The 22983-nt window shown below is 39.5% G+C and carries 22 protein-coding genes, 1 other RNA gene and 1 pseudogene; 11 read left to right on the forward strand and 13 right to left on the reverse strand.

Annotated elements, in window-relative coordinates; genetic code table 11:
- Positions 1-14 precede the first annotated feature (14 nt).
- From ACXAG7_RS18935 to lgt, 6 genes are all read left to right on the forward strand, one after another.
- A complete protein-coding gene (locus ACXAG7_RS18935; protein ID WP_476667799.1) occupies positions 15-563 on the forward strand; it encodes an RNA polymerase sigma factor in 549 nt (182 codons plus the stop codon).
- Positions 556-1140, forward strand: a complete 585-nt coding sequence (locus ACXAG7_RS18940; RefSeq protein ID WP_408044464.1) for a hypothetical protein — start codon at positions 556-558, stop codon at positions 1138-1140. The genes ACXAG7_RS18935 and ACXAG7_RS18940 overlap by 8 nt, the downstream gene beginning before the upstream one ends.
- Positions 1121-2629 carry a hypothetical protein gene (locus ACXAG7_RS18945; RefSeq protein WP_408044463.1) on the forward strand — a complete coding sequence of 503 codons (1509 nt, stop codon included), beginning with the start codon at positions 1121-1123 and terminating at the stop codon, positions 2627-2629. Before ACXAG7_RS18940 ends, ACXAG7_RS18945 begins: the two co-directional genes overlap by 20 nt.
- A gap of 105 nt (positions 2630-2734) precedes the next feature.
- A complete protein-coding gene (cysS, locus tag ACXAG7_RS18950; protein ID WP_476667800.1) occupies positions 2735-4213 on the forward strand; it encodes a cysteine--tRNA ligase in 1479 nt (492 codons plus the stop codon).
- Positions 4213-4464 (forward strand): membrane protein insertion efficiency factor YidD, encoded by a 252-nt coding sequence (gene yidD, locus ACXAG7_RS18955; protein WP_408044461.1) that lies wholly within the window; start codon positions 4213-4215, stop codon positions 4462-4464. Before cysS ends, yidD begins: the two co-directional genes overlap by 1 nt.
- A gap of 4 nt (positions 4465-4468) precedes the next feature.
- Positions 4469-5332, forward strand: coding sequence for a prolipoprotein diacylglyceryl transferase (gene lgt, locus ACXAG7_RS18960; RefSeq protein ID WP_408044460.1), 864 nt, complete (start codon positions 4469-4471; stop codon positions 5330-5332).
- A 68-nt stretch (positions 5333-5400) separates the two neighbouring features.
- Here the strand turns inward: lgt and ACXAG7_RS18965 are convergent, their stop codons facing one another.
- The 5 genes from ACXAG7_RS18965 to ACXAG7_RS18985 all read right to left on the reverse strand — a co-directional run bounded on the left by ACXAG7_RS18965 (position 5401) and on the right by ACXAG7_RS18985 (position 12057).
- Entirely contained in the window at positions 5401-5850 is a 450-nt protein-coding gene (locus tag ACXAG7_RS18965) for a GNAT family N-acetyltransferase (protein WP_476667801.1), read from the reverse strand.
- A 218-nt stretch (positions 5851-6068) separates the two neighbouring features.
- Positions 6069-7292 (reverse strand): DUF418 domain-containing protein, encoded by a 1224-nt coding sequence (locus ACXAG7_RS18970; RefSeq protein ID WP_476667802.1) that lies wholly within the window; start codon positions 7290-7292, stop codon positions 6069-6071.
- Between the two features lie 10 nt (positions 7293-7302).
- A complete protein-coding gene (locus ACXAG7_RS18975) occupies positions 7303-7905 on the reverse strand; it encodes a hypothetical protein (RefSeq protein WP_476667803.1) in 603 nt (200 codons plus the stop codon).
- Between the two features lie 4 nt (positions 7906-7909).
- Complete coding sequence (locus ACXAG7_RS18980) at positions 7910-10357, reverse strand: carboxypeptidase-like regulatory domain-containing protein (RefSeq protein ID WP_476667811.1); 2448 nt, start codon at positions 10355-10357, stop codon at positions 7910-7912.
- Positions 10358-10365: 8 nt separating this feature from the next.
- Entirely contained in the window at positions 10366-12057 is a 1692-nt protein-coding gene (locus ACXAG7_RS18985) for a M23 family metallopeptidase (RefSeq protein ID WP_476667804.1), read from the reverse strand.
- Between the two features lie 148 nt (positions 12058-12205).
- On the opposite strand from ACXAG7_RS18985, the gene ACXAG7_RS18990 reads away from it, so the two are divergent.
- The 4 genes from ACXAG7_RS18990 (at position 12206) to rny (ending at position 14578) form a co-directional block, all read left to right on the forward strand.
- Positions 12206-12496, forward strand: a complete 291-nt coding sequence (locus ACXAG7_RS18990; RefSeq protein ID WP_408044455.1) for a hypothetical protein — start codon at positions 12206-12208, stop codon at positions 12494-12496.
- 13 nt (positions 12497-12509) lie between these two features.
- Positions 12510-12797, forward strand: coding sequence for a cell division protein ZapA (locus ACXAG7_RS18995; protein ID WP_408044454.1), 288 nt, complete (start codon positions 12510-12512; stop codon positions 12795-12797).
- 66 nt (positions 12798-12863) lie between these two features.
- A non-coding RNA gene (gene ssrS, locus ACXAG7_RS19000) (6S RNA) lies at positions 12864-12968 on the forward strand.
- Between the two features lie 47 nt (positions 12969-13015).
- A complete protein-coding gene (rny, locus tag ACXAG7_RS19005; protein WP_408044453.1) occupies positions 13016-14578 on the forward strand; it encodes a ribonuclease Y in 1563 nt (520 codons plus the stop codon).
- A 120-nt stretch (positions 14579-14698) separates the two neighbouring features.
- Here the strand turns inward: rny and ACXAG7_RS19010 are convergent, their stop codons facing one another.
- Positions 14699-15430 carry a hypothetical protein gene (locus ACXAG7_RS19010; RefSeq protein ID WP_408044452.1) on the reverse strand — a complete coding sequence of 244 codons (732 nt, stop codon included), beginning with the start codon at positions 15428-15430 and terminating at the stop codon, positions 14699-14701.
- Positions 15431-15660: 230 nt separating this feature from the next.
- On the opposite strand from ACXAG7_RS19010, the gene ACXAG7_RS19015 reads away from it, so the two are divergent.
- Positions 15661-16152 carry a DinB family protein gene (locus ACXAG7_RS19015; protein WP_476667805.1) on the forward strand — a complete coding sequence of 164 codons (492 nt, stop codon included), beginning with the start codon at positions 15661-15663 and terminating at the stop codon, positions 16150-16152.
- 87 nt (positions 16153-16239) lie between these two features.
- Here the strand turns inward: ACXAG7_RS19015 and ACXAG7_RS19020 are convergent, their stop codons facing one another.
- From ACXAG7_RS19020 to ACXAG7_RS19050, 7 genes and pseudogenes are all read right to left on the reverse strand, one after another.
- Positions 16240-17400 carry a gliding motility-associated C-terminal domain-containing protein gene (locus ACXAG7_RS19020; protein WP_476667806.1) on the reverse strand — a complete coding sequence of 387 codons (1161 nt, stop codon included), beginning with the start codon at positions 17398-17400 and terminating at the stop codon, positions 16240-16242.
- Positions 17401-17918: 518 nt separating this feature from the next.
- Entirely contained in the window at positions 17919-18827 is a 909-nt protein-coding gene (locus tag ACXAG7_RS19025; RefSeq protein ID WP_476667807.1) for a hypothetical protein, read from the reverse strand.
- Between the two features lie 3 nt (positions 18828-18830).
- Positions 18831-19700, reverse strand: coding sequence for a hypothetical protein (locus ACXAG7_RS19030; protein WP_476667808.1), 870 nt, complete (start codon positions 19698-19700; stop codon positions 18831-18833).
- Positions 19697-20413, reverse strand: a complete 717-nt coding sequence (locus tag ACXAG7_RS19035) for a hypothetical protein (RefSeq protein ID WP_476667809.1) — start codon at positions 20411-20413, stop codon at positions 19697-19699. The genes ACXAG7_RS19030 and ACXAG7_RS19035 overlap by 4 nt, the downstream gene beginning before the upstream one ends.
- Before the next feature lie 5 nt (positions 20414-20418).
- Complete coding sequence (locus ACXAG7_RS19040; protein ID WP_408044446.1) at positions 20419-21135, reverse strand: hypothetical protein; 717 nt, start codon at positions 21133-21135, stop codon at positions 20419-20421.
- Between the two features lie 11 nt (positions 21136-21146).
- On the reverse strand, positions 21147-22223 hold the full coding sequence (locus tag ACXAG7_RS19045) for a hypothetical protein (protein ID WP_476667810.1): 1077 nt from the start codon (positions 22221-22223) through the stop codon (positions 21147-21149).
- A gap of 2 nt (positions 22224-22225) precedes the next feature.
- Positions 22226-22983, reverse strand: a pseudogene (locus ACXAG7_RS19050) (hypothetical protein); the annotation flags it as partial.

The raw sequence follows: 22983 nt of genomic DNA on the forward strand, positions 1-22983 counted from the left end.
GTAACTTAGATAAAATGAGCGAGACCAAACAGCTACATCAAACGATCATAGAGGCGTGTAAGTTAAACGACGCCAAAGCACAAATGCAATTGTACGACAGGTACAGCCAAGCTATGTATACAGTTGCACTTCGTTACGTTAAAGAGGTAGCTGAGGCTGAAGATGTAATGCAGGAGGCGTTTATCAAGGCGTTTAAAAAGATACACCTGTATAAAGAGGAGGTGAGTTTTGGCGCCTGGTTAAAGAAAATTGTAGTCAACCAAAGTATAGACAGTTTAAAAAAGAAAAAAATTGCCTTGGTGAGCATCAATGAAGAAATCACTGAATCAGCGTATCACGATACTTGGGAAGTGGCTCCCCATATTCAACGTGCGGATGTGGTGAAGGCCATCAGTGAATTGAGTACAAAATACCAAGTGGTGTTAAATTTGTATTTGTTAGAAGGCTACGACCACAGTGAAATTAGTCAGATTCTGGGGATTTCAGAAGTCACGTCGAGAACGCAACTGATGCGTGGAAGAAAACAAGTACAACAAATTTTAAAAAAGAAGCATTATGCATAAAGATATACGTGAAATAATGAAGGAAGAACACTCAGAAACTACAGAAGTTTCTTTGGGGCATCGTGCGAGATTTCAACAAAAGTTAATGGAGGAACTCCACAGTACCCCAACAAAGCGCAAAAGGACATCCAATCTTTGGTGGTACGCGGCGGCATCGATACTCGTGGTAGCCTTGGCCATCACCGGGTATTACCGAAGCCTGACAACCAGCTTACCCCTTGACCCGAGTCCCGTACAGTCGAGTGCAAGTGAAGAGTATCCGATTAGTTTGGGGAGTATTTCGCCTGAACTCAAAACGATAGAATCGTATTACACAAACACCATTAATTACGAGTTGAGTAAACTCGAATTGACCCAGAGTAATAAAGAATTATTTGATGGTTATTTGTCGCAATTAAGTGACTTGACCAAAGAGTATAAATTATTGACCAAAGAGCTCAATACCAAAGGAGTCAATAATGATATAATCAATGCATTGATTGGGAATTTGCAACTGCGCGTTCAGCTGTTAAAGCGCATGCAAAAACAATTAGAAGAATTTAAAAAACCAATTCAAAATGAAATGCAATCCATTTAGACTGCTCATTTGCAGTATGCTGTTGACGACGGGAGTAGTTGCCCAAAAAACAACAAAGACATTTAAAGAAGATTTTAAAACGAACAAAGACGTCGCTATTGAAATTGACGCGTCTCATGCTGAAATAGCGGTGACAACCTGGAACAAAAATCAGGTAGCCGTCGAAGCCACCATTACGGTAGAAGGAATTGATAAAAAAGAAGCTGAACGCTATATAAAACAATGGGATTTTGAAGCGCTTGGCAACAAGTCAAAAGTTAGTATCGAAGCCCATTCTGGAAATTCTTGGAGTACTGGTGAACACGGTGTGACATTCTATAATATGAACGATATGGGAGAGCTGTCGTCATCGAATATGATTGTTATAAACGAAGATTTCGATCAGGACTTTGTAGTAATCCCGGAAATTGAGATTCCTGAAATTGAATTTGACGAAATTGCTATTCCAGATTTAGAAGATTTAGATTTCGATTTTGACAAGTATGAACACGATGGAGATTCGTATTTTTTTACCTGGAAGGACGGCGTGAATAATATCAGCATCAAGTCAAAAAAGGAGTGGGAAGAATTTAAAAAGACGAAAGAGTACAAAAAATTCAAAAAAGAACACGAAAAGCGTCTTTTAGAACTCAAAAAGCAAAAAAGAGCCATTGCTAAAAGTAGAGCAAAGCACAGAAAAGCACTTTTAGAACACAAAAAGGCATTGGCTGTACATCGTAAAAAACACCAATTGGCGCATAAAAAAGCGATGTTAGAGGCCAGAGTAGCCATGAAAAAATTGAACAAAGAAAAGATTGAAAAGGCTTTGGCTAAGGCGCAAAAAAGCTTAAAAAACACCAATATTAGTTTTTCTTTTGTAGGGCCCAACGAGTTTACTGTAAATGGCAAAAAGGTGAAAATAACGAAGAAAATCACGGTAAAAGTACCTAAAAACGCCACCTTCGATTTAAATACACGTCACTGTAAGGTGAAGTTGCCAAAAACGAAGGCCAATGGGAAAGTTAGCTATGGAACCTTAAAAGCAAAAGCAATTGACGGCGGGAAATTAGACGTTTCTTTTGCTCCGGTGAGCATAGAGTCATTAAATGCTTGTTCTTTGTTCTTAAATAACGTAACCGATGCTAAAATAGCATCGGTTACCAATGCACAAATTAACGGAAGATCTTCTCGTATTGAGGTACTCAACTTGGCAGATAACGTAGCGCTGTTTAACGATTTTGGAGAGCTAAATGTTCTGAAAATTCAGCCCACAGCTACCGATGTTGTGATAGGTCTGAAATTCGGAGAGGCCACCATTGCCATTACTGGCTTGCAAAAGGAGATTGAGTACAGCTCAACGCAACCGATACAGCATTACAGTTCTCCTTCGTCGATAAAATTTTCGTTGGGAAGCGGAGCATCGAAAAAGGTAAACGGAAGTTTTAAAATTCAAACAGCCGATAAAAGCATTGAAATTCAGGGGAAACTCACTCAACTGACCTTGCGATAATTCCCCTTTTTTTCTTTGTTTTTTATTTTAAACTTCCTCTGCATTCCATTTCGCTATTCTTTTTAAAGTGCCTATCTTTAGCATCTGTTAATAGTCACTTTTTCTATGGAATTATACAAAGAAAACCAACTTAAAATTTACAATTCATTATCAAAAAGCAAAGAGCTTTTTACCACTGTAACCGAAGGAAGAGTAGGGATGTACGTCTGTGGTCCTACGGTATACAGCAATGTACATTTAGGAAACATCAGAACCTTTATGTCCTTTGATATGGTTTTTAGATACCTGTTGCACTTGGGCTATAAAGTGCGATATGTACGAAATATTACCGATGCCGGTCACTTGGAAAATGATGCCGATGAAGGAGAGGATAGAATTGCTAAAAAAGCCCGATTAGAAGAGATCGAACCTATGGAGGTCGTTCAGCGTTATACAGTAGATTTTCATACCGTGGCAGCGAAGTACAACTTTTTGCCACCGAGTATCGAACCTACTGCTACCGGACATATCGTCGAGCAAATTGAAATGATCAAAGAAATCATGGACAAAGGATTTGCTTATGAAGTTAATGGATCTGTGTATTTTGATGTGTTGAAGTACAACGAAGACCACAACTACGGGATTTTGTCGGGTAGAACTATTGAAGATGCCATTCACAATACCAGAGCCTTAGACGGACAGTCTGATAAGAAAAATCCTCAGGATTTTGCCTTGTGGAAAAAAGCCGATGACCGACATATTATGCGATGGCCATCACCGTGGAGCGATGGATTTCCAGGATGGCACCTCGAGTGTTCCGTGATGAGTTCGAAGTATCTAGGAGAGCAAATTGATATACACGGAGGTGGAATGGACTTAAAGTTTCCGCACCACGAATGTGAAATTGCTCAGTCACACACCTGTTCAGGAGTACAACCCGTAAATTACTGGATGCATGCCAATATGCTGTTGTTAAACGGTCAAAAAATGGCAAAGTCAACAGGGAACTACATCCTTCCAGAAGAAATCTTAACAGGAGACAACGAAATCTTGCCAAAAGCCTTTAGCGCTGGTGTAGTGCGTTTCTTTATCATGCAAGCACATTACCGCAGTATTTTAGACTTTTCAAACAAGGCCTTGTTGGCTTCTGAAAAAGGATATCAGAAACTGATGGAAGCAGTGAAGTCCTTGGCGAGTATAGCCCCTGGAAAATCGAGTGATTTTGATGTGGCTGCCTGGAGACAGAAGTGTTACGATGCCATGAACGACGACTTTAATACGCCAATTTTGATTGCTAATATTTTTGAAGCGGTGAAGTTTATCAACCTTTTAAAAGATAAAAAAGCGAGCAGTACAGCTGCTGATTTGGACCTGTTAAAAGAGACCATGCAAGTATTCGTCTTTGATATTTTAGGATTGATTGATGAAAATACCCAGCAAAGTGCAGGTAAGGTTGAAGGTGTTGTAGAACTTTTGATCAAGTTGAGAAAAGAAGCTCGTGAAAATAAAGACTGGGCGTTGTCCGATCAGATTCGCGATGAGTTATTGGCATTGGGAATCCAGTTGAAAGACGGAAGAGAAGGAACCACTTTTACCATCAACTAGTGAAAAAAATAGTAGCCTATCCGTTTATCTTGTTAGTTCGATTTTATCAAACAGCAATCTCTCCGTTTACACCTGCTACTTGTAGGTACTCACCAACGTGTTCACAATACACTTTGGAAGCTCTGCAAAAACACGGAGCCTTTTACGGAGGTTGGTTGGCACTAAAGCGAATTTTTAGCTGCCATCCTTGGGGAGGTTCAGGGTACGATCCGGTGCCTGAAAAGAAAGTAAAAACAAAATTAAAGAAATAAGTAAATGAATTTTTTATCCGTAGTTTGGGACACTGATCCAGAGATTTTTAAAATCTTTGGTTTTGGAGTTCGTTGGTATAGTTTAATGTTTGTGTGTGCATTCCTGTTAGGCCTGTACCTCATGAAAAAAATCTATATCGAAGACAAAGTACCCGTAGAAAAATTAGATCCTCTATTTATGTACGTATTTGTGTCTATGCTCATAGGGATGCGTTTGGGAGATGTGTTTTTTTACAGTTGGGAACATTATCAGAATAACCTCATTGAGATAGTTTTACCTATCAAGAAACAAGAAGGAGCTTCCTTTTTGTTTGGTTTGATCAACGGTTGGAAGTTTACCGGTTTTACAGGTTTTGCCAGTCATGGAGCGGCTATTTCAATTCCGATTGCCTTGTATTTTTATGCGAAAAAACATTTGCAAAAACCGTGGTTGTTTATCTTGGATAGATTGGGTATCATGGTGGCTCTGGCAGGATTTTTTATTCGTTTAGGGAACTTTTTTAATTCTGAAATCTACGGTAAATTGACTGAGTCGAGCTATGGAGTCATTTTTAAACTAACCGGTGGCCCCGATCCACGTCATCCAACGCAGTTGTACGAAGCATTTAGCTATTTAGCGCTCTTTTTCTTGTTGAGGTATTTTTATTGGAAAACAGACAAGAAAAATCAAACAGGATTTTTATTTGGAGTGTTTATGATCGTTTTGTGGTCGTTACGCTTTGTAATTGAATTTTTCAAAGAGCCACAAGCGGAAGGAAGAGAAGATTGGATTTTTAGTCCGCTGAATACAGGACAAGTACTGAGTATTCCCTTAGTATTGATCGGTGTTTGGTTGGTTATGAGAAAATCGTCAAACAAGGGTGCCTAAACCCTAGTAGTTATAAATTGACAAAGCCCCCAAAATTGCACAGGTAATTTTGGGGGCTTTTTGTATTATTATAGGTTACATGTCATTTTCGGAAGCTGTCGGCCAGGAATTGAGCTAGGAATTAGTGCGACGGTAGTAAAGCCGTTTTTGGTATAAAACGAGGCTGCATGAGGATCGGCAAGTAATTCGACCGTTTGGTAGTCCTGTTGTTGTAGGTTGTTTAAACAATGTTGTAACAAGCGTTGACCATAGCCCTTACCAATAGCTGTCGGACTTACAAAAAGGAAGTCGAGTTCGACGCTGCTTTCCGAAAGTGAACAATAAGCGTAAAACCCGATGAGTTTCTCTTGAACTTCACCTACGTATACAGTATGTTGCCTTAGATAGGCTGGAGTAATACGTAAATCTTCACGCCAACTGTCGAGTTGCTCTTCCGTATAGCCCCAATAGGCTTTCGAAAGTAGTGCCAACGTACTCAGTTCTTCGGCCTCTGTACTTCGAGCTTTTCTTATGTGCATGTTTTTTTTTTGAGTAAGATACAATTTTCCTCAGGATAATGTTGGTGGTGTCTAACAATCTGATAACCTGCTTTTAAGATTACCGTAGCCGAAAAAGCCTTAAAAAAGGAGGGCTAGTTAGCCTTGATAATGAGATGTGGGGTTTAGGCAATGCCCTAGGGTGAGTGCTCACTAATAGAGGCGTTTTATTCGAAATCTGCCTAAAGGTTGATAGCTTTTTAACTGTTTTCCTGTTGAACTACTTCTGGTCGCTTGCGAAGGGGAAGTAATTTACCGTAGCTCAAGCAGCGCCAAACCCATTCTAACGGGCCAAAATTGTAATGGCGTAGCCAAAACCAACTCACCACTGTTTGGCAGCAGAAGACTGCGCAGGCTATTGCAAAAGTTTCCGATGGAGCAAAAGTTTCGTAGCGTGAAAATCCTATCGATGAAAAGAGGATAAGACCAACTAGGCTTTGTGCTAGGTAGTTTGTCAAAGCCATTCGACCGGGGAATTGTAATATGCTCAAAACTTTTTTTAACGGCGTGTAGTACCACAACATGCCAATAATCCACAGGTAAAAAAGGCCTGTAAATACATCGGAGAGAACCATGAGTTTTACGAAGTATTCTCTGTATAAACGATAGAGGTCGAGCTTATGGCCGAGCAAGTGGAATAAGAAATAGTAGCGGTAAGCACTGGTGCTGACCAAACCTATTAACATCGGAATGCTGATTTGTTTTAGCCATGGTTTCAGTCGGTATTGAAGTTGATTTTTACCGAGGTATATACCTAGTAAAAACATACTCAAGGCAATCGGCCCAAGAAAGCCCAATAACATTGGTAAATTACTAAAATATTCTAAGATTCTGAGTCGCATGCCAGCCGTATAATTTCCATTTCTTATGAGTGTGCGCACACTTGCTCCCGTGTGTTCTTTAAGGTAGTGTTCAGGGTGGTAATCTAGTAGATCAAAGAGGTTTGCAAATAAGGGATCGTAATACGGAAAGAGCAAAAGCAAGACCGATGTGAGGAGTAAAAGCCCGTTAGAGCGATGAACCAAAGGCAGCATAACCAGTCCGATAATGGCGTACAGATGGATCACATCCCCTGACCATAGAAAGAGGATGTGGCAAAGTCCGAAGCCCCATAAAATTCCCATGCGTCTATAAAAAAAGCTAGTTTTTTTTGCCGTGGAATCGCTGCGTTTTATCAGTTGCATAGCAATGCCTATTCCGAAGAGTAAGGAAAAAATAGGGAAGAACTTTGTATAAAAAAACAGTTGTAATAGCGTGGCGATCCCTTGGTCTAGAGCACTGGTCCATTGCAACGCAAACACGTCTTGATTTAAAAAAGTCGAGTTCATGATACCAATATTGACGACAAAGATGCCAAAAATGGCAAAACCTCGATATACATCTAATAATATGATTCTCTTCGCTTCAGAGGTGGGACGTTTCATAATTTTTAAATCAGTCTTGGTTAGCAGTGATTGCCTTTTGATATTTTACAAGCTTAGCAGGTGGAGCGGTGGTTATTTTCATAGCTGTTAATACGAGTTCTTCTACCATTCCAGTATCCCATGGATATTTTATTTTTAACGGAATGTCTCGATAGTAAATTACAAAGCCTTTCATGGCTGTTGTTTGCAAATGAAATTCGATATAGGAACAGTTTTTTTCTTGAAAGAGCGTGTCCTTTTGTTTTGTAATGACAGCACCGTCGTGCGCTTTAGCCCAAGCTAGGGAATTTACAACCTTCTCGTGTGCAAATTCTGGTGAGTTTTCCGCGCTTACAAAGTCAGAATCATTCATAAAAACATGGGCTAAACTGTCGTTCTTTAAAAGGATCAAGTTGGTTTTAAATTGCTTTGTGGAGTCGATCATTTCAACCAATTGCGAAGCTCCGTAATTACTGAAATACAATTTCTGATGCACCGGATTTTCGAGTAGTGGGAAGGTTATTTTATAACGGAGTTCACCGTTGGGAACAGCGTATTTTGCATAACTGTTTTTTTGTGAACTTCCCAGGCATAATCCCAGCGATACAACTGCTGTCATAGCTGTTTTCATCATATACTTAGAGTTTCATTTTTACGGTCGCATTCAGGACTCTACCCGTCATATAATTCGGTATACCGTATTGGCGTTTACTGTAGGCATCACGTACCCAAGTATTGGTATTGGCATTTCGAATATCGAACACATTGAATAATTCGAGTCCAATGGTGAGTTCTTTAAAATGCTGTAAAAAACCTGCAGTACTTTTTTTGTTGGCATCGGCCAATACATAAGAGACTCCGATATCTGCACGCTTGTAGTCATTGAGCCTACTTTGGAATTGATATACGTCTGAATAGGCTGGAGCACCTCCTGGTAGTCCAGTATTGTAAACGATGTTTAAATAGGCCTTTAAATCGGGTAAATTTGGCACGTAGTCCTGAAACAATACTCCGAACTTTAAGCGTTGATCTGTAGGACGGGCTATATAGCCTTGTCCATTGATGTTTTCTTCCGTTTTTAAATACCCAAAACTCACCCAACTATCGCTCCCTGGAACAAATTCACCGTTTAAGCGGATGTCTAAACCATAAGCATAGGCCTTGGCTAGGTTGTCAGCACGATATCGAATACGGACATTGTCAACCGAATAGGCATTTACCTGACTTAGGTTTTTGTAATAGAGTTCACTAATGAGTTTGAATGGTCGATCCCAAAGTACAAAACTGTACTCGTTAGCACCTACAATATGTATGGCTTCTTGAGCCTGTACTTCCGGCTTAATAGTACCGTCGTAACCGCGTAACTCCTTGTAAAAAGGGGGCTGGGCATACCAACCTCCAGAAATCCTGAACATCATATCGCTTTCCCAATCTGGTTTGATCGCAAATTGAGCTCTAGGGCTAAAAGTAACGTGACTCTTACTTGCTTGCAGTGCAGTTTTTACGCGCCAGTAATGAGCGCGAACCCCTGCGTTAAACCAAATTTTGTGGTCACCCCAATGGGTTTGTCTGCTAAACTGGGTAAATCCTGAAAGACGTGTAATATCAATGGTATTTTGAGCTTTGACGTTCTGAAAAGGTTCAATGGGCCCAGTAAAAGGTTGGTAGGGCTGATCATTGATGCTATGATGAGGCGGACGTACATTGAATCCTAATGAATCGATGACTTCCCATTCATTAATGCGGTCTTTGATATTTTCGGTTTGAAGTTTGATTCCTGCGCGCCATTCGTTTTGGCCGTCCTTGATAGTGGCACGAACCTGAACAGAATTGATCAAGGCATCCAAATCATTACGGGCATGGTTTATTTGCGATCCAATTCCCTGTGAGAATTGTACTTCTCCAAAGTTTTCAGAACCGATATTACTATCTACTTCTCCTAAATTATAAGCGGCAGCAATGTCAAAGTATTCTTCTTCTTGGGTGTTAAAACTAGAAATTGTAGTGGTTATTTTAATATCCTCGTTTACTTGGTAATCAGCAGATAAGGCTCCGAATAAGGTTTTAAACTGATCTTGCTCTTGACCTCGGTAAAACACGATGAGCTCTAACGGATTGGCCAAGGTACCAAAACGGGTTCTGCGCGTTAGTGGTTGGTAATTGTATTCGTTTAACGAAAAGTTCCCCAAAAAGTTCAATTGTAATTTATCATTCAGACGATAGCTCAAAAACGACTGAACGTCGGTAAACTGAGGCCTGAAATTTACTTCTGTTTGTTTGCTGTTTACAAACAGGCTGTTGTCGCGATAGCGAAGCCCAACCAACACACTGAGGCGATCGTTGTAATAACTGTCTTCAAAAGTAGCACTTCCTCCGAGCATACTCAGGTCTACCTGCAAGCCAAACTCAGTAGGTTTGCGATAGGTAATGTCCAAAACGGACGACAATTTATCACCGTATTTCGCTTGAAATCCACCAGCTGAAAAGTTGATGTTTTGGATCATGTGTGTATTGATAAAACTCAAACCTTCTTGCTGTCCTGAACGTATGAGAAAAGGGCGGTAAACTTCAATCCCATTGACGTATACGAGGTTTTCATCGAAATTACCTCCACGAACGTTGTACTGGGTACTCAATTCGTTATTATTGCTCACTCCTGGCAAGGTCATTAGTACATTTTCTACTCCGGCATTAGCTCCGAGTAGCGTTTGTACTTTTTTTACTTTAATCGTGGTGATTCCTTGGGCCTCTTTGTTTTTGTTTTTGACAACAACCTCGTTGAGCTTTTCATTCAACGCTTTTAATTTAGGTGAAAAGGTAAAGGTCTTTACTCCACGTGCAGTAAACTTTTTGACCACTTTCTTAAACGATACATGGCTATAGGTAACGGTCACCGTTTTTCGGATGGGAATTCGGAATTCGTAAAATCCACTGGCATTGGTTGTCGTTCCTTCGTTCAGATAGCTAATGGCAACACCTTCAATAGGGTTGTTGTATGCATCGGTTATAATTCCTTTGACGGTTGCTGTTTTCTGAGCAAAAAGTACGCAAGGAAATAGGAGTAATATGATTAGTTTGTTCAAAATGAAAGGTTTTACTTTTTAAAAAACGTCGCTTTTAAGGTTTTGGTATTCCCGACGTTGTCCGCGACTACAATTTTAAAGATATGTTTGCTGCCAACCAACTTTTTATCGCTAAAATCGTAGGTCAAAATACCTCTTTTGTGATTGTATTCCATTAAAATCCATTCACCGTCAATGCTTGCCTTGAAACTGCGTATTCCCGACTGGCGATCTTTGATTTTAACTTTTAGGGTTTTATTCTTGCTAATCCATTGCTTGTTGTAGAAGTTGAGCGGTTGAATTGTAGGTTTTTTCGTGTCAAACTTCAAGGTGTAGCTTCCTAGTGCTTTGGTGGAGGTATATACTTTGTCTAGTTTTTTCTTTGTAGAGACATACCTTGGGTATTTAGGATAATTGACATTGGCGATGTATACCTGTTGTTTTTGAAGTGCTGATAAGTAGCCCGTCTCAAAAGTAAGGGTATACCTCTTGTCTAACGGAATCGTAGTGTTGTGTATGTGGGCCACTCCTTCTTCGACGGAAAAATCAATAAAGCAATCCTCGTAAAAGGTGTTTTTCGGGAAGGCTACCTGAACGTTTTTGTCCTGAAATCGAATAAACTCGTTTGCTTTAATTTTAAAAGCCGTAGTGTCCTTTTGGGTAAATACGGCATTGGCGGCAACTCCTTTTACAGGAATGTGAATGGTACTGCTGTTGTTTTCAATATCTTTTGCAATGATGTCAATGCTGTAATTTTGTTCTGGTGAGATGGTGATAACTCCATTGTTAACGAGAGTTTTGTAGAGCTTCAGTCTATTGGTCGTAACTTTGTGGGTTTTTTGAACGCGTTGTTTGTAGCTCTTATAATAAGGGTAATCGATATGGAGATTGATGTATTTGCTTTCCGCAAATGTAAAGCTTTCCACATCGTGATAATACACCGTTTGTCCGTTTACCTTCATTTCAATACTGTACACACCGTTTTTATTCGAAGCGCCGTTGAGTCGGTCAAAAACAGCGAGCCCAAAACCTATTTCACCGCTGGCAGTGATAGGATTTGTACGATAGGTACCCGGTCCTGTTTTTTTGAGAGGAAGGGCTGTTTTACTGGCTCCGTTATTCACTCTTGACGCAATATCCATAGGATAGGCAAGCAAGAATTTGATGAGCGGTGCAATGGTATCTTTTGGGTGGAGGCCAAACAATAAGGGATTGATAATACGATCCGTTTTGCTTTCTCTGATTTCGTAGTGTAGGTGTGGTCCACCTGAACTTCCGGTGTCTCCTCCGTAACCGATGAGTTGTCCTTTTTTTACAGGAAACATATCTTGGCTGGGAAAGAGATTCCCAATGGCGTATTTTTTCTTTGCGTACTGTGTTTTCTTAACGTGTTTTTGGATGGCAGGAGCAAATTTTTGCAAATGGGCGTATACCGTTGAATACCCATTGGGGTGTTTTAGATACAGAGCCTTACCAAAACCGTATTGGCCTACTTTTATCCTTGAAACGTAACCGTCGGCAGCTGCGTAAATAGGGAGTCCTTCTTTTCCTTGCGTTTTTATATCAATACCCGAATGAAAGTGGTTGCTTCGCAACTCTCCAAAAGTACCGGCAAGTACTATGGGAATTTTCAGCGGAGGGTCAAAGTAGTCTGTAGGATAACTCTTTTGGGCCGGGCTCAATTGGCTTATAAAAGCAAAAAAAATAATAAGGTAAAATCTCAAAATGGCAATAGTTTTACAACAAATTTAGAAAATTTAAGTTAAAACTGTAATCGTTTGAAACCGAGGTTACTTTGAAAATGTTGTAAAAATTTTGTTAAATTCAAGGTTATTGATAACTTTGTAGAAATAGTTTTATTCGGAGAAATTAATGAGTAACACTCAAGAAGCAATTCATTTACTGGAAGATAGACTCAAGGAGTTGTTGTCCAACTATGAATTTTTGAAGGAGGAAAATCGAATTTTATTCGAGAACAATGCAAGGTTACAACGTTTATTACAAGAAAAAGAGCAAGAATTAAATACAAAGGAAGAGAAATTGAATTTGTTGAAAATTGCCAAAACTATTGAAGGCAGTAACGAAAACACGAGAGAAACAAAACTCAAAATAAATGCTTTGGTCAGAGAGATTGATAAATGTATCAAACTCTTGAGTACCTAAAAACGTTCTTTACATGGGAAAGTTAAAAGTTAATGTTGTAATTGCAGGTCGAACCTATCCTTTAAATGTGCAGAGTACTATAGAAGAGGAGGGGATGCGAAAGGCTGCTAAAACCATTAACGAATTGATCGCAAAGTTCGAGCAGAGCTATGCGGTAGCTGACAAACAAGATGTATTGGCAATGTGTGCCTTGCAGTTTGCTTCTAAGCTAGAGATTGAACGCATTACCCAAGAAAGTGAAGACGCAGAAGTATTGAAACAAATAGCTGTGCTCAACCAATTGTTGGACGAGCATTTATAGATAAGAAAAAAGTTCTTTAAAATAACAAAAGTAAAATACTGCCTACATTGATAAAATGTTTAATAAACTCAACGCTATTCAATTAGAAAGGATGAGTCGTGGTTAGGAAAGCACGCCCGCTTGCGGGATCCTTGAGCAACCAGTTAGTCCTAAACCTGTTTTTAGGAGTTTATAAAACCTTATTGATGTAGGTTTTTTTATACACACAAATTAATCATATGGAATTAGCATATATTGCATTAGCTAGTATTATTGGTCTGACTATTGGATTTCTGATAGCGAAAATGCTGGAGAAGACAAAGGCGAACAAATTGATCGAAGAGACCAAGAAGGAGGCTAAGAATATTATAAAAGAAGCAAGGGTAGAAGCCAATGCGATAAAAAAAGATAAGATCTTTCAAGCGAAAGAAAAATTTATTGAATTGAAGTCAGAACACGAAAAGGTAATTCTTTCTCGTGAAAAGAAAGTGGGAGATGTTGAAAAGCGCATTCGCGATAAAGAAAGTCAAGTATCTTCGGAGTTGGATCGTAACAAAAAACTGAACAAGCAACTCGAAAAGAAACAGGCTGACTACAATTACAAATTGGATTTTTTAGATAAAAAAGAGTCTGAAATTGAAAAGTTACACAAGCGTCACGTAGATATGCTAGAGCAAATTTCTGGGCTTTCAGCAGATGAGGCGAAGACCGAGTTAGTAGCGTCGTTAAAAGAAGAGGCGAAGTCAGATGCGATGAGTTTTATTCAAGATACCGTTGAAGAAGCTAAAATGACTGCCCAACAAGAAGCGCGAAAAGTAGTATTGAATACCATTCAACGCGTAGGAGTAGAGCAGGCAGTAGAAAATTGTGTTTCTGTATTTAACTTGGAGTCAGACGACGTAAAAGGTAGAATTATCGGTAGAGAAGGTAGAAACATCCGTGCATTGGAAGCCGCTACTGGGGTTGAAATCATCGTAGATGATACTCCTGAAGCCATCATTCTTTCGTGTTTTGACCCTGTTCGTCGTGAAATCGCAAGATTGTCGATGCACAAGCTCGTTACTGATGGTCGAATCCACCCTGCGAGAATTGAAGAAATCGTTCGAAAGACTGAGAAACAAATCAAGCAAGAAATTATAGAAGTAGGAAAGAGAACTGTTATTGACCTTGGAATTCACGGATTACATCCTGAATTGGTAAAAACCGTAGGTCGTATGAAGTACCGCTCTTCTTATGGACAAAACTTATTACAACACTCGAGAGAAGTTGCTAATTTGTGTGGTATTATGGCTGCTGAATTAGGCTTGAATGCAAAAGCAGCGAAACGCGCAGGATTGTTACACGATATTGGTAAGGTGCCAGAAACAGAAAGCGAATTACCACACGCATTATTAGGAATGCAATGGGCAGAGAAATACGGAGAGAAAGCAGATGTTTGCAATGCCATTGGAGCTCACCACGACGAAATTGAAATGAAGAGTATGATCGCACCGATAGTACAGGTATGTGATGCGATTTCAGGAGCTCGTCCAGGTGCCAGACGACAAGTGTTGGATAGCTATATCCAGCGTTTAAAAGATTTAGAGGATATCGCATTTGGATTTACAGGAGTACAAAAAGCTTATGCAATCCAAGCGGGTAGAGAGTTGCGTGTACTCGTTGAAAGTACCAAAGTAAACGACGCAAAAGCTGCGGAACTATCATTTAATATTTCTCAAAAAATTCAAAATGATATGACCTATCCAGGACAGGTGAAGGTAACCGTTATCCGTGAAACAAGAGCGGTAAACGTAGCCAAATAACAGCTGTCAACAACGATAAATTCTTAGTTAGAAAAACCAAGTGGCCCGAGCCACTTGGTTTTCTTTTTAAAATAAAAACCTCCAGTTCAAACTGGAGGTTTTTGTTTTGAGTTGGCTATTTTAATTTCTTCTAGATCGTTTTGTTTCAGGATTCGCTCTGTAATACAAATCATCTCTATCAGAGTTTCTTTTACTCTTACGTCTTTTAAGGACACGTGCCTTTTGTCCAATATTGGCATTCGGAACGGCTCGGTAGTAAAAGAAGTTGTCGTCTTCTTTGAACTGACGGTAGTTGCGTCTGAAATCTCTTCGGTAAAAGTACACATCGTCATAGTCGTATTCATCACCGATACTGATGTCGATATCGATGTTAACATCATCGTCGCAGTGATCGATGTCTTGGTAATACCCACCTCTTTTGATATATCCTCGGAAGCTCGGGTGCCCCCAGCGATCATAACGAATTCTCATATTTCCGATTCTGGTTAATTGACCTCTCCTGTACTGCATAAATACACTACCAATACGTTTTACATTTCCTCTGAAATCGTAGTTGATATATACGGTACCTACACGTCTGACACGGCCATTGCGATCGCGCTCTATGCGCACACCATTTGATACACGTGTCCTTCTTCCGTTGTAATCGACATATCTGGTAGTTCTGTGATGGGTGTTAAAATCAAAATCTCCGTTGAGGAAAACGTGAAATTTAATTCCTCTTTCAACAAAACTTAATACATCGTCATAGCGATTGACAACCCCAATTTTGCTAGTTGATTTGGTATTCGTATTGGCTTGTAGTGGAGCAAATAACATTGCTGCTAAAAAAAATAGTATCCCTGTTCTCATAATTGCTAATTTTAGGGTTATGCTTACTCTATATGCTTTTCGGCTTCCGCAGTTGTTTGAGTTATTTTCAAATTGCGTGCCAAAATTGTAGGTGCCTTTTTTGTAGAAAACTTTTCGGGTTTTAATTGCTTGGTTTTTAGTGGTTTGAAAATACTTGTTAAAATTACTGTTAGGTACTCGTAAAATACCCTATATTTATACGACTCACTTCAAAATTTAATTTTAGCTATATGATAGCCGCCATTGATAAGAATTTACAAAGAGGAATTACACTACTTACGAATATAACCAATGAACAATACAGCGATAAAACGGTGGCACCTTATTACTCGAGTATTGGAGCGCATATGCGACATGTATTGGATGTTTTTAGTTGTATAGTGAATGGAGTAGAGAAGGGGCATATTGATTTTTCAGATCGAAAGAGAAATACCTTGGCAGAAGAGCAAACTGTGGAAGGAATTAAATATTTTGAGATGATTATTCGGGCCTTGTACGAGTTAGAAACACTTGATTTGAATCAGTTAATTGAAGTTACTGACGATTTGGGCATGGGAAGAGTTACCGCGACTTATACGCTTTCTAGTGCGTTAATACAGGCTCACAGTCATGCTATTCACCATTTTGCCAGTGTAGGCTTTATAGTTAACTCCTTAGGGATTGAATTACCCGATGCAGATTTCGGTTACAATCCGACGACACCGAGAGTGGTAAACAAGTAAAAATTACACCGATATAAAAAAAGGATACCATTGCGTAAATAGTATCCTTTTCTTTTGGGGTATATTTTATTTAGTAGGGTTAACTTCTTATCTGTGAATGTATATCCATCCCAATTGCGTTTTACTCAATCCGTCATCTCCGAATTTTAAAACGTAGAAGTAAGTTCCTACTGGTAAGTCATTTGTTTTGTTTACTGTTGCTCTTCCTTCAGAAGTCCCTTTCCAGTTATTTTTGTAATCTGTAGCTTCGTACACTTGATTTCCCCATCTGTTTACGATTGAAAGCGTATTGTTTTTGTATTGTTCTAAACCGTCAAATACTAAGGCTTCGTTTTTGTCATCTCCGTTAGGAGTAATGATAATGTTTACATCGCTTAAGTCACCGTCTGCGTACTCAGCTCCTATAGTAATAACTTCATACTCGTCTGGAGTAAAGGTTTTAGAGCTTACAGTTCCTGCATTAAGGTCACCGTTTACAGCAGTTCTACCTAAATCAATCCACTTGTTTTCAGTTTTGCTCCATCCAACAACACGTAATAAATTTACGTCTTCTGCAATTGCCGCCACGTTACTCGCTGCATTCCATGTTAATGTAATAGTTGTTGCTGCAGCTCCATCTAAGTCCCAAAATTCAACATTGCTGATAGTGTTTATGAACAATTGCTTTTCATTGGTGTCAAAGTTTTGACTGAACACATTGCTAGGAGCTGTATTCGGATTTACTGCGTAGTAAGCACCTCTAAAGGTATTGTTTACATTTTGCGCAGGTAATACCATAGGTCTGAACTTATTGTCGTGTCCTATAGGAAAGATAAACTCATCCGTTCCTGTAACCGTAACATAACCGTCTACATATCTGCTGTCATCTTCACCTACTGATAACTGGTGGTTAATGTAATCTAAAGAGATACTCTGGTTGTTTCTCGGTGTAAACACTTTACCATTGATAAAATTTAATTCATTGCTTACTCCTAAGCTCGTATATAATTCTACATCGTTTACTGCGTCTATTTCAACCTTGCTGAAGATAGCTCTGTTATTACCAGAAATCGCTCTGATTTCGCTGTCGCTGTAAAACCCTGCAAACCCTTGGTTGTCATTGTTTAATGTTCCGTCATTTATTAAATCGGTGTGGAATCCAACCGCTGCACTCGTGTGCAATTTAACATTTCCGAAATTGTGAAATGCTGATTGAGCATTCAAAAATAAAGGCATAAGTAATACCGTAATAGATAAAAAATTTTTCATAATACCCCCGTATTTTTTAATTATTTTTTATTATTCTTTTATTAAAATCGTATATGTCTTTTTTCTTTTAAATCATATAGGTTTATCGTTCATTCAGTTAATTTCGGTTAGTTTTTTTCAAGGCGACAAAGATATAAAATTTATCGATATGGCCAACTAACATTTTTTGTATCTATTTGAATTATAGTATGATAACTGATGATGGTCCAATATAACTGGTTTGCTTAGTAAATGTTCCGGTCATTATTACTAGTTGCGAACTAATTACATTGTAAAACTACATCCAAATTGAAGTCTTTTAGCGTCGTTTTAGATAGATGCAAGCTATCTTCCGTTCAGTGGAATTCATCGATACTTAAAAAAATCAGTTCGTACAGTTTACCGATACTATGTTTTTGTTATCTAATAGTAGTTTTAATACGTGAATCCTAACATTTTGACCCAAAAAAGTTCAAAATGTCACATACCGTATCATAGAGAAGTAGAAGGAGGGGGGACAGAAACTTACAAAGGGAGTATTAAATACCCCAAAAGGTGATAGCGTTTTCTTCTATTTCTTGATATTCTGTTGCACTAATGTCGGTACGATACATGATAAACTCGATAAAACTTGTGTTAGAATGAGCCCAGGCCTGATTACCGTTGGCCCAACCAATAGTAAAATCGGTTGTCAATGTACACCTACCCGTTGTGTGCACACCATTAAATCGTTGAACACCACCTGCTCTTGCGATAGCATTGGTATTCGTTTTGATAAAAGTATACAATTCCCATGTATTAACATTAGAATCATTGTAAAAAAATCTAGTTCCGTTACAGCAGATTCCCGGATCGAAGTACAAATTTCGATTTCCCCAGTTGATATGTGTTGACCATCTGTTGGAATTGATGAGTACTCCAAAGGAGTGTTGGTTGCGGTTTGTAGCACGTGCAATGGTGAGTACTGTTCCTTCGTCTCCCGCATTGGTAAGGTCTTGTACTCCGTTTGGCGTATCTATTAACAAGTGATCATCTACACCGTCTCCTTGAAAATAAGGACGAGTGGCGTCTGGATAAAACCGCGGTTGTCTGTTCGTATTCGTTTGGATGGCATCTCTGCCAAGTCCACTTTGATCGTACCAAGTATGGACAAAAACATTACTAGCACCTCGCCATGCATTGATGGCAGTAATATCTACGATGTCGTTATCGGCCCAGCCAAAATCTTGTTCTGCATTATCACTCGCTCTGCGGAGTCTGATAATGGGGCCCGTGTAGTCACTTTCTAAAACACGCATGGAAAAAGAAAAACTGATGCTGGTTAGTTTTTCGTCGAGAATATGCGATGGTTTATGCGTTGGGAATTGGTTGTAACTTGCAATTTGACTCCACGAGTCGTTGCAAACGAGGCAAACGGTAAAAAGAAAAAATAGTATTCGAATTCTCATAAATTACCTTTTTAAGTCACCTGTCAGATGAAAATTATTGGTACTCGTACAAATAAGCCCCGCACCAGCGTGTTGTCCGGCTGTTTTAAATCGCGACAGTCGGTTGAGGATGGTTACACCTCCCGCTCCGGCAATAGTAACTTGTCCTGCATTTGTTTGGTAGATGCTGATGTTAAAGCCAACGGGGAGTCCGTTTGGTACTGTTAAGGTAACATCAGTGGCGCTGCTAAATGTAAAAACCTTACCATTGTCATCGGCGGTTAAGGTATAGTTTGCGGTTTTGTTTTCTACGGTAGCTAATTTTGGATCTATCCAGTCTGTACCAGTAGCTGTTGAACTTAAAACCTGTCCATTAGTACCTGTACTTCCAGTACTATCGGTAAAAGACCCATCAACTATGAGATTGTTATTAACCGTTGTGTTTCCGTTAATAGTTACTCCGCCGCTGGTTGCGGTAAGTGTTAACCCGAGGGCACTGGTGATTTGTGTGGTATTGCCTGTAGATCCGAGTTGTAGACTTCCAGTTGCAAATAATTGTGTAGCTCCCGTAGTGTTCAATTGGAAGGATGCTAAATTGGAAAAGGAAAGTGCATTTCCTGAACCATTCAAGGTTCTTGCCCCTGTAAGTGCTCCGTTGGCAGTGTATAGGTTTGAGCTTAATGAGGAAACGGCTACCCAGGCGGTTCCGTTATAAAAGTAAATGTTTTTTTGAGCTATATTGTATAAAAAAGATCCTTCAGCAGCACCTGAAATTCCATTCATTTCGGTATTGTCTGTCGCTGTAGGAAGCCCTATTACTGAATTCGCATCGATTTGTGCGAAGAGTGTAAGGGGAAATAAGGTAATAATAGTTAGTAGTAAAAGTTTTCTCATAGTCCTAGGTAAATAAATGTGTTGACCACTAAATAGGGTTGGTATCTCTCAAACGATTGTCCAGTTCCACCACTGTTAACGGTTACGGTATGACTGTGATTACCGCTAGTACTGGTAGTGGTAGTTCCTCCGGAATTGTAAAAAGTTCGGGTATCGTCACTGCTGTGACGTACCTGGTCACTTCCTGTGGTTCGTGGAACGGTATGTGTATGATTCCCGTCAGTAGACGTGGAACCCGTAAAGTTTACATTGGGGAGGTTATTTTGAGATAGGGTAGTGGTTGTTTGTCCGCCGGTATCACCTATATTGTCGGTAGCTGAGGGGTGTTTTAAAACTCTGTCCTGAGCGTTCGGAAGATTTGTTGTAAAGCCGAGGTTAGTAGCATTTGTCTGCGCGGCTGCAGAGAGTGTACTGGTTGCGCGACCGTTGAGTAAGTACCAACCATTGTGATCTGCTGACTGTACTCCGTATTTGATATCGCCAAAACTATTCGTTTCTTTTTTTAAGGCGGCCCAACTTGTGCCATCATACATATAGATTTTGTTTTCTCCGCTGTGATAAACGAGCGATCCTGATGAGGGTGAAGAAATGCCTGTCATCTCAGCATTACTACTCACAGTAGGAATGGAAAGTAAAGAATTAGCATCTATTTGTGCATTGAGAATTGAGTTGAAACTTAATACGATTAGAACTATCAGGGTAGAGGTTTTCATGAAAATTATCTATAAGCAGTGAACAGTACTACAATCCCTTCACCGAGTACATCATCGGGTTGAACATCGACAATGGGATTTCCATTATTAGCAGTAACCGTTCCATTGGTATAAGTAACGTTTACTGTAAAACCATCTGTATTAAAGGAGCTTAAAGAGGCGGTAATGCGACCAAGGCTATTACCGTTTTGATCACCATATCTGAGTCCTATACAGTTCGAGCTACTCGCGTATCGTGTAATATCATTAATTGAGTTACCATGCCCACCAACATAGATTACTTGTTGTACGATGGTGCCGCTGTCATCTCTGGCAAATCCATTCATGGTTCCAAAAGAGTTGGGAATTCCACGATCGTTATTACCAGTACCATTATCACTATTGATATTGAGACTTTCGACATTGGCATGTGCGACAAAGGTAATTTGAGAAGGTTGAAAGGGGAGTCCAGTAATGTCTTGATTACCTGCAGCGTTAATTGTAAAAGCACCTACATAAACATTCCTCGCAGTTAAAAAGTCCGACCAACCAGCGTTGGTGTATTGTACCACGCGGTTTTTATCTGTGTCATAAGCTAAGCTTCCCAATTGGGGAGTGGTAATAGCATTCAACTCAGTGGTCGTTGCTCTGGGTAAACTAACGAGGGCATTCTCGTCAATTTGAGCAAGGGTCGTTGTGAATACAGCCAATAGAAATGTTATGTACAATAGGGGTTTAAACATAAAGCTGTTAGTTAATTATTTATTTGTTGCCATACTACGCCGTCACTTTGTAACCATACAGTATTATTATTGGTAATACTGGTGCTGCTGGTATTGTTTTGATTGTTGTATGAAGATATAGAAAGGCTACTCCCTGAGTTATTTTTTATAATGTACACACGACCGGTACAACTCGAGGCCGTAGGCAATGTGAGGCTTCGATTTGAGAGCATAATCAAGGTATGGTTATCTTCCGAAAGTGTATAATTCCCAGAACCCGTTACGCGTGTAATTGCGGTGGCAACAGATCCCTGTACTTGCAAGGTGGAATTAGCAATATTATACCCCGATTGTGAATCGTCATATTCACTGTCAACAGGCACTTCATTTGTATTGATGTTGATTCCAAATCTCGTTTTTGCATTGGCAGTGTTGTTGCTTCCTTGTACACGGAAAAGTTCTTTGTGAAATTTCCCATTTCGATAATCATAACGTTTAAATATAATGGGCTCTGCACCATCATCACCAATGATGAACTCCAGTCTTCCATCATTACTTGGACCTCCCGAGCCGATTTCAAAAAGATCGGTTCTTCCTGAACTTCCCTTTAAACGAAAACTCCCATTGGTAGTCGTGAAAAACATCGGTTTGTAAAATGAGGCTCCCGATGCAGCAAATTGTAAGGCAGCAGTATTCCCATTTCCTTTTAAGTGGACCAAAGGTTGATCATTGTCAGTATAGTCAGGAAAGTTTTGGTAAAGGTTGAGTGTTTCTCTTCTTCCGAATTCGAGCATCGGCAAATTATTAGAGCGAATTTCCATCTTAACGTCATTAGTAGTTCCTAAAAAATTAGAAGAACTAATTCCGTTGTTGCCAGATATAAGCCAATTACTTCCACTAGGGGAAACCCAATTAGTGCCGTTGTAAACATAGATTCCCTTCTGTGCAATATTGTATACCAACGATCCTTCAGTAGCGCCAGTAATATTTTGCATTTCAGTGGTGTTACTGACTTGAGGTATCCCCATCGCTGAATTCGCATCTAATTGTGCAAATCCAGCGAAAGAATATAATATAGTTGTTATTATGAGATACTGTAGTTTATTCATGATTAAAAATCAATAACACTAAACATAAATTCTAAATCGATATCATCTTTTTGATTAGTTCCATTGTCACTATCACCGATGTTAACTTTAAATCCTGTAGCAGTTTGGTCGTAATAAGTAATACCTGGATCATCATAGTTTGCATTGGTGTTTCCAGGACAATTACCACCACAATCTCTAATTGATAATTGAATAATGTAATTAGCACTGCTCATAGCGGTTGTAAAAGTTACTTGATAATCACCTTCGCTATCTCTTGTAACGCTAGCAATGTTAAAGCTCTTGACTACATTGTGATTGTTGTAGGTAGAAGTAGCGTCGGCATTGTATGTCATAGCTACTTTTCCTGCTGCCTTAATAGTAGGGCCTTTATCTTCCCATTGTACAACTCCAGCATCAGTAGTGGTTAATACTTTGTCGTTACCACCTGAGGCAATTTTAACCGTAGTAACTGCGGCATCGTTGATCTTCGCAGTAGTTACTGCATTGTCATTAATTTTTCCGGTAGTTACAGCGTTGTCGTTGATCTTTACAGTAGTTACTGCATTGTCAGCTAATTCTGTTGTTCCAACAGCACCTGCTGAGATTTCCAGCGTAACATCTCCTAATAAAGCGTTAGCATCACCACCAACCGTTAAGTCAGAAGAAGTAATGTTACCGTCACCGTTAAAGGCAGTCGGATCAACTACTAAAGCACCCGCACCGTTTTGTGTTAAACCAGTACCCGCAACATCCGCATTTATTTTAGCAGCTGTTACCG

The organism is Tenacibaculum sp. AWR4_210 (genome assembly GCF_056160945.1).

Coding starts and splice junctions, on each gene's coding strand:
- ACXAG7_RS18935 (WP_476667799.1), top strand. CDS start 15: ATGAGCGAGACCAAACAGCTACATCAAACGATCATAGAGGCGTGTAAG.
- ACXAG7_RS18940 (WP_408044464.1), top strand. CDS start 556: ATGCATAAAGATATACGTGAAATAATGAAGGAAGAACACTCAGAAACT.
- ACXAG7_RS18945 (WP_408044463.1), top strand. CDS start 1,121: ATGAAATGCAATCCATTTAGACTGCTCATTTGCAGTATGCTGTTGACG.
- cysS (WP_476667800.1), top strand. CDS start 2,735: ATGGAATTATACAAAGAAAACCAACTTAAAATTTACAATTCATTATCA.
- lgt (WP_408044460.1), top strand. CDS start 4,469: ATGAATTTTTTATCCGTAGTTTGGGACACTGATCCAGAGATTTTTAAA.
- ACXAG7_RS18965 (WP_476667801.1), bottom strand. CDS start 5,850: ATGCACATAAGAAAAGCTCGAAGTACAGAGGCCGAAGAACTGAGTACG.
- ACXAG7_RS18970 (WP_476667802.1), bottom strand. CDS start 7,292: ATGAAACGTCCCACCTCTGAAGCGAAGAGAATCATATTATTAGATGTA.
- ACXAG7_RS18975 (WP_476667803.1), bottom strand. CDS start 7,905: ATGATGAAAACAGCTATGACAGCAGTTGTATCGCTGGGATTATGCCTG.
- ACXAG7_RS18990 (WP_408044455.1), top strand. CDS start 12,206: ATGAGTAACACTCAAGAAGCAATTCATTTACTGGAAGATAGACTCAAG.
- ACXAG7_RS18995 (WP_408044454.1), top strand. CDS start 12,510: ATGGGAAAGTTAAAAGTTAATGTTGTAATTGCAGGTCGAACCTATCCT.
- rny (WP_408044453.1), top strand. CDS start 13,016: ATGGAATTAGCATATATTGCATTAGCTAGTATTATTGGTCTGACTATT.
- ACXAG7_RS19010 (WP_408044452.1), bottom strand. CDS start 15,430: ATGAGAACAGGGATACTATTTTTTTTAGCAGCAATGTTATTTGCTCCA.
- ACXAG7_RS19015 (WP_476667805.1), top strand. CDS start 15,661: ATGATAGCCGCCATTGATAAGAATTTACAAAGAGGAATTACACTACTT.
- ACXAG7_RS19020 (WP_476667806.1), bottom strand. CDS start 17,400: ATGAAAAATTTTTTATCTATTACGGTATTACTTATGCCTTTATTTTTG.
- ACXAG7_RS19025 (WP_476667807.1), bottom strand. CDS start 18,827: ATGAGAATTCGAATACTATTTTTTCTTTTTACCGTTTGCCTCGTTTGC.
- ACXAG7_RS19030 (WP_476667808.1), bottom strand. CDS start 19,700: ATGAGAAAACTTTTACTACTAACTATTATTACCTTATTTCCCCTTACA.
- ACXAG7_RS19035 (WP_476667809.1), bottom strand. CDS start 20,413: ATGAAAACCTCTACCCTGATAGTTCTAATCGTATTAAGTTTCAACTCA.
- ACXAG7_RS19040 (WP_408044446.1), bottom strand. CDS start 21,135: ATGTTTAAACCCCTATTGTACATAACATTTCTATTGGCTGTATTCACA.
- ACXAG7_RS19045 (WP_476667810.1), bottom strand. CDS start 22,223: ATGAATAAACTACAGTATCTCATAATAACAACTATATTATATTCTTTC.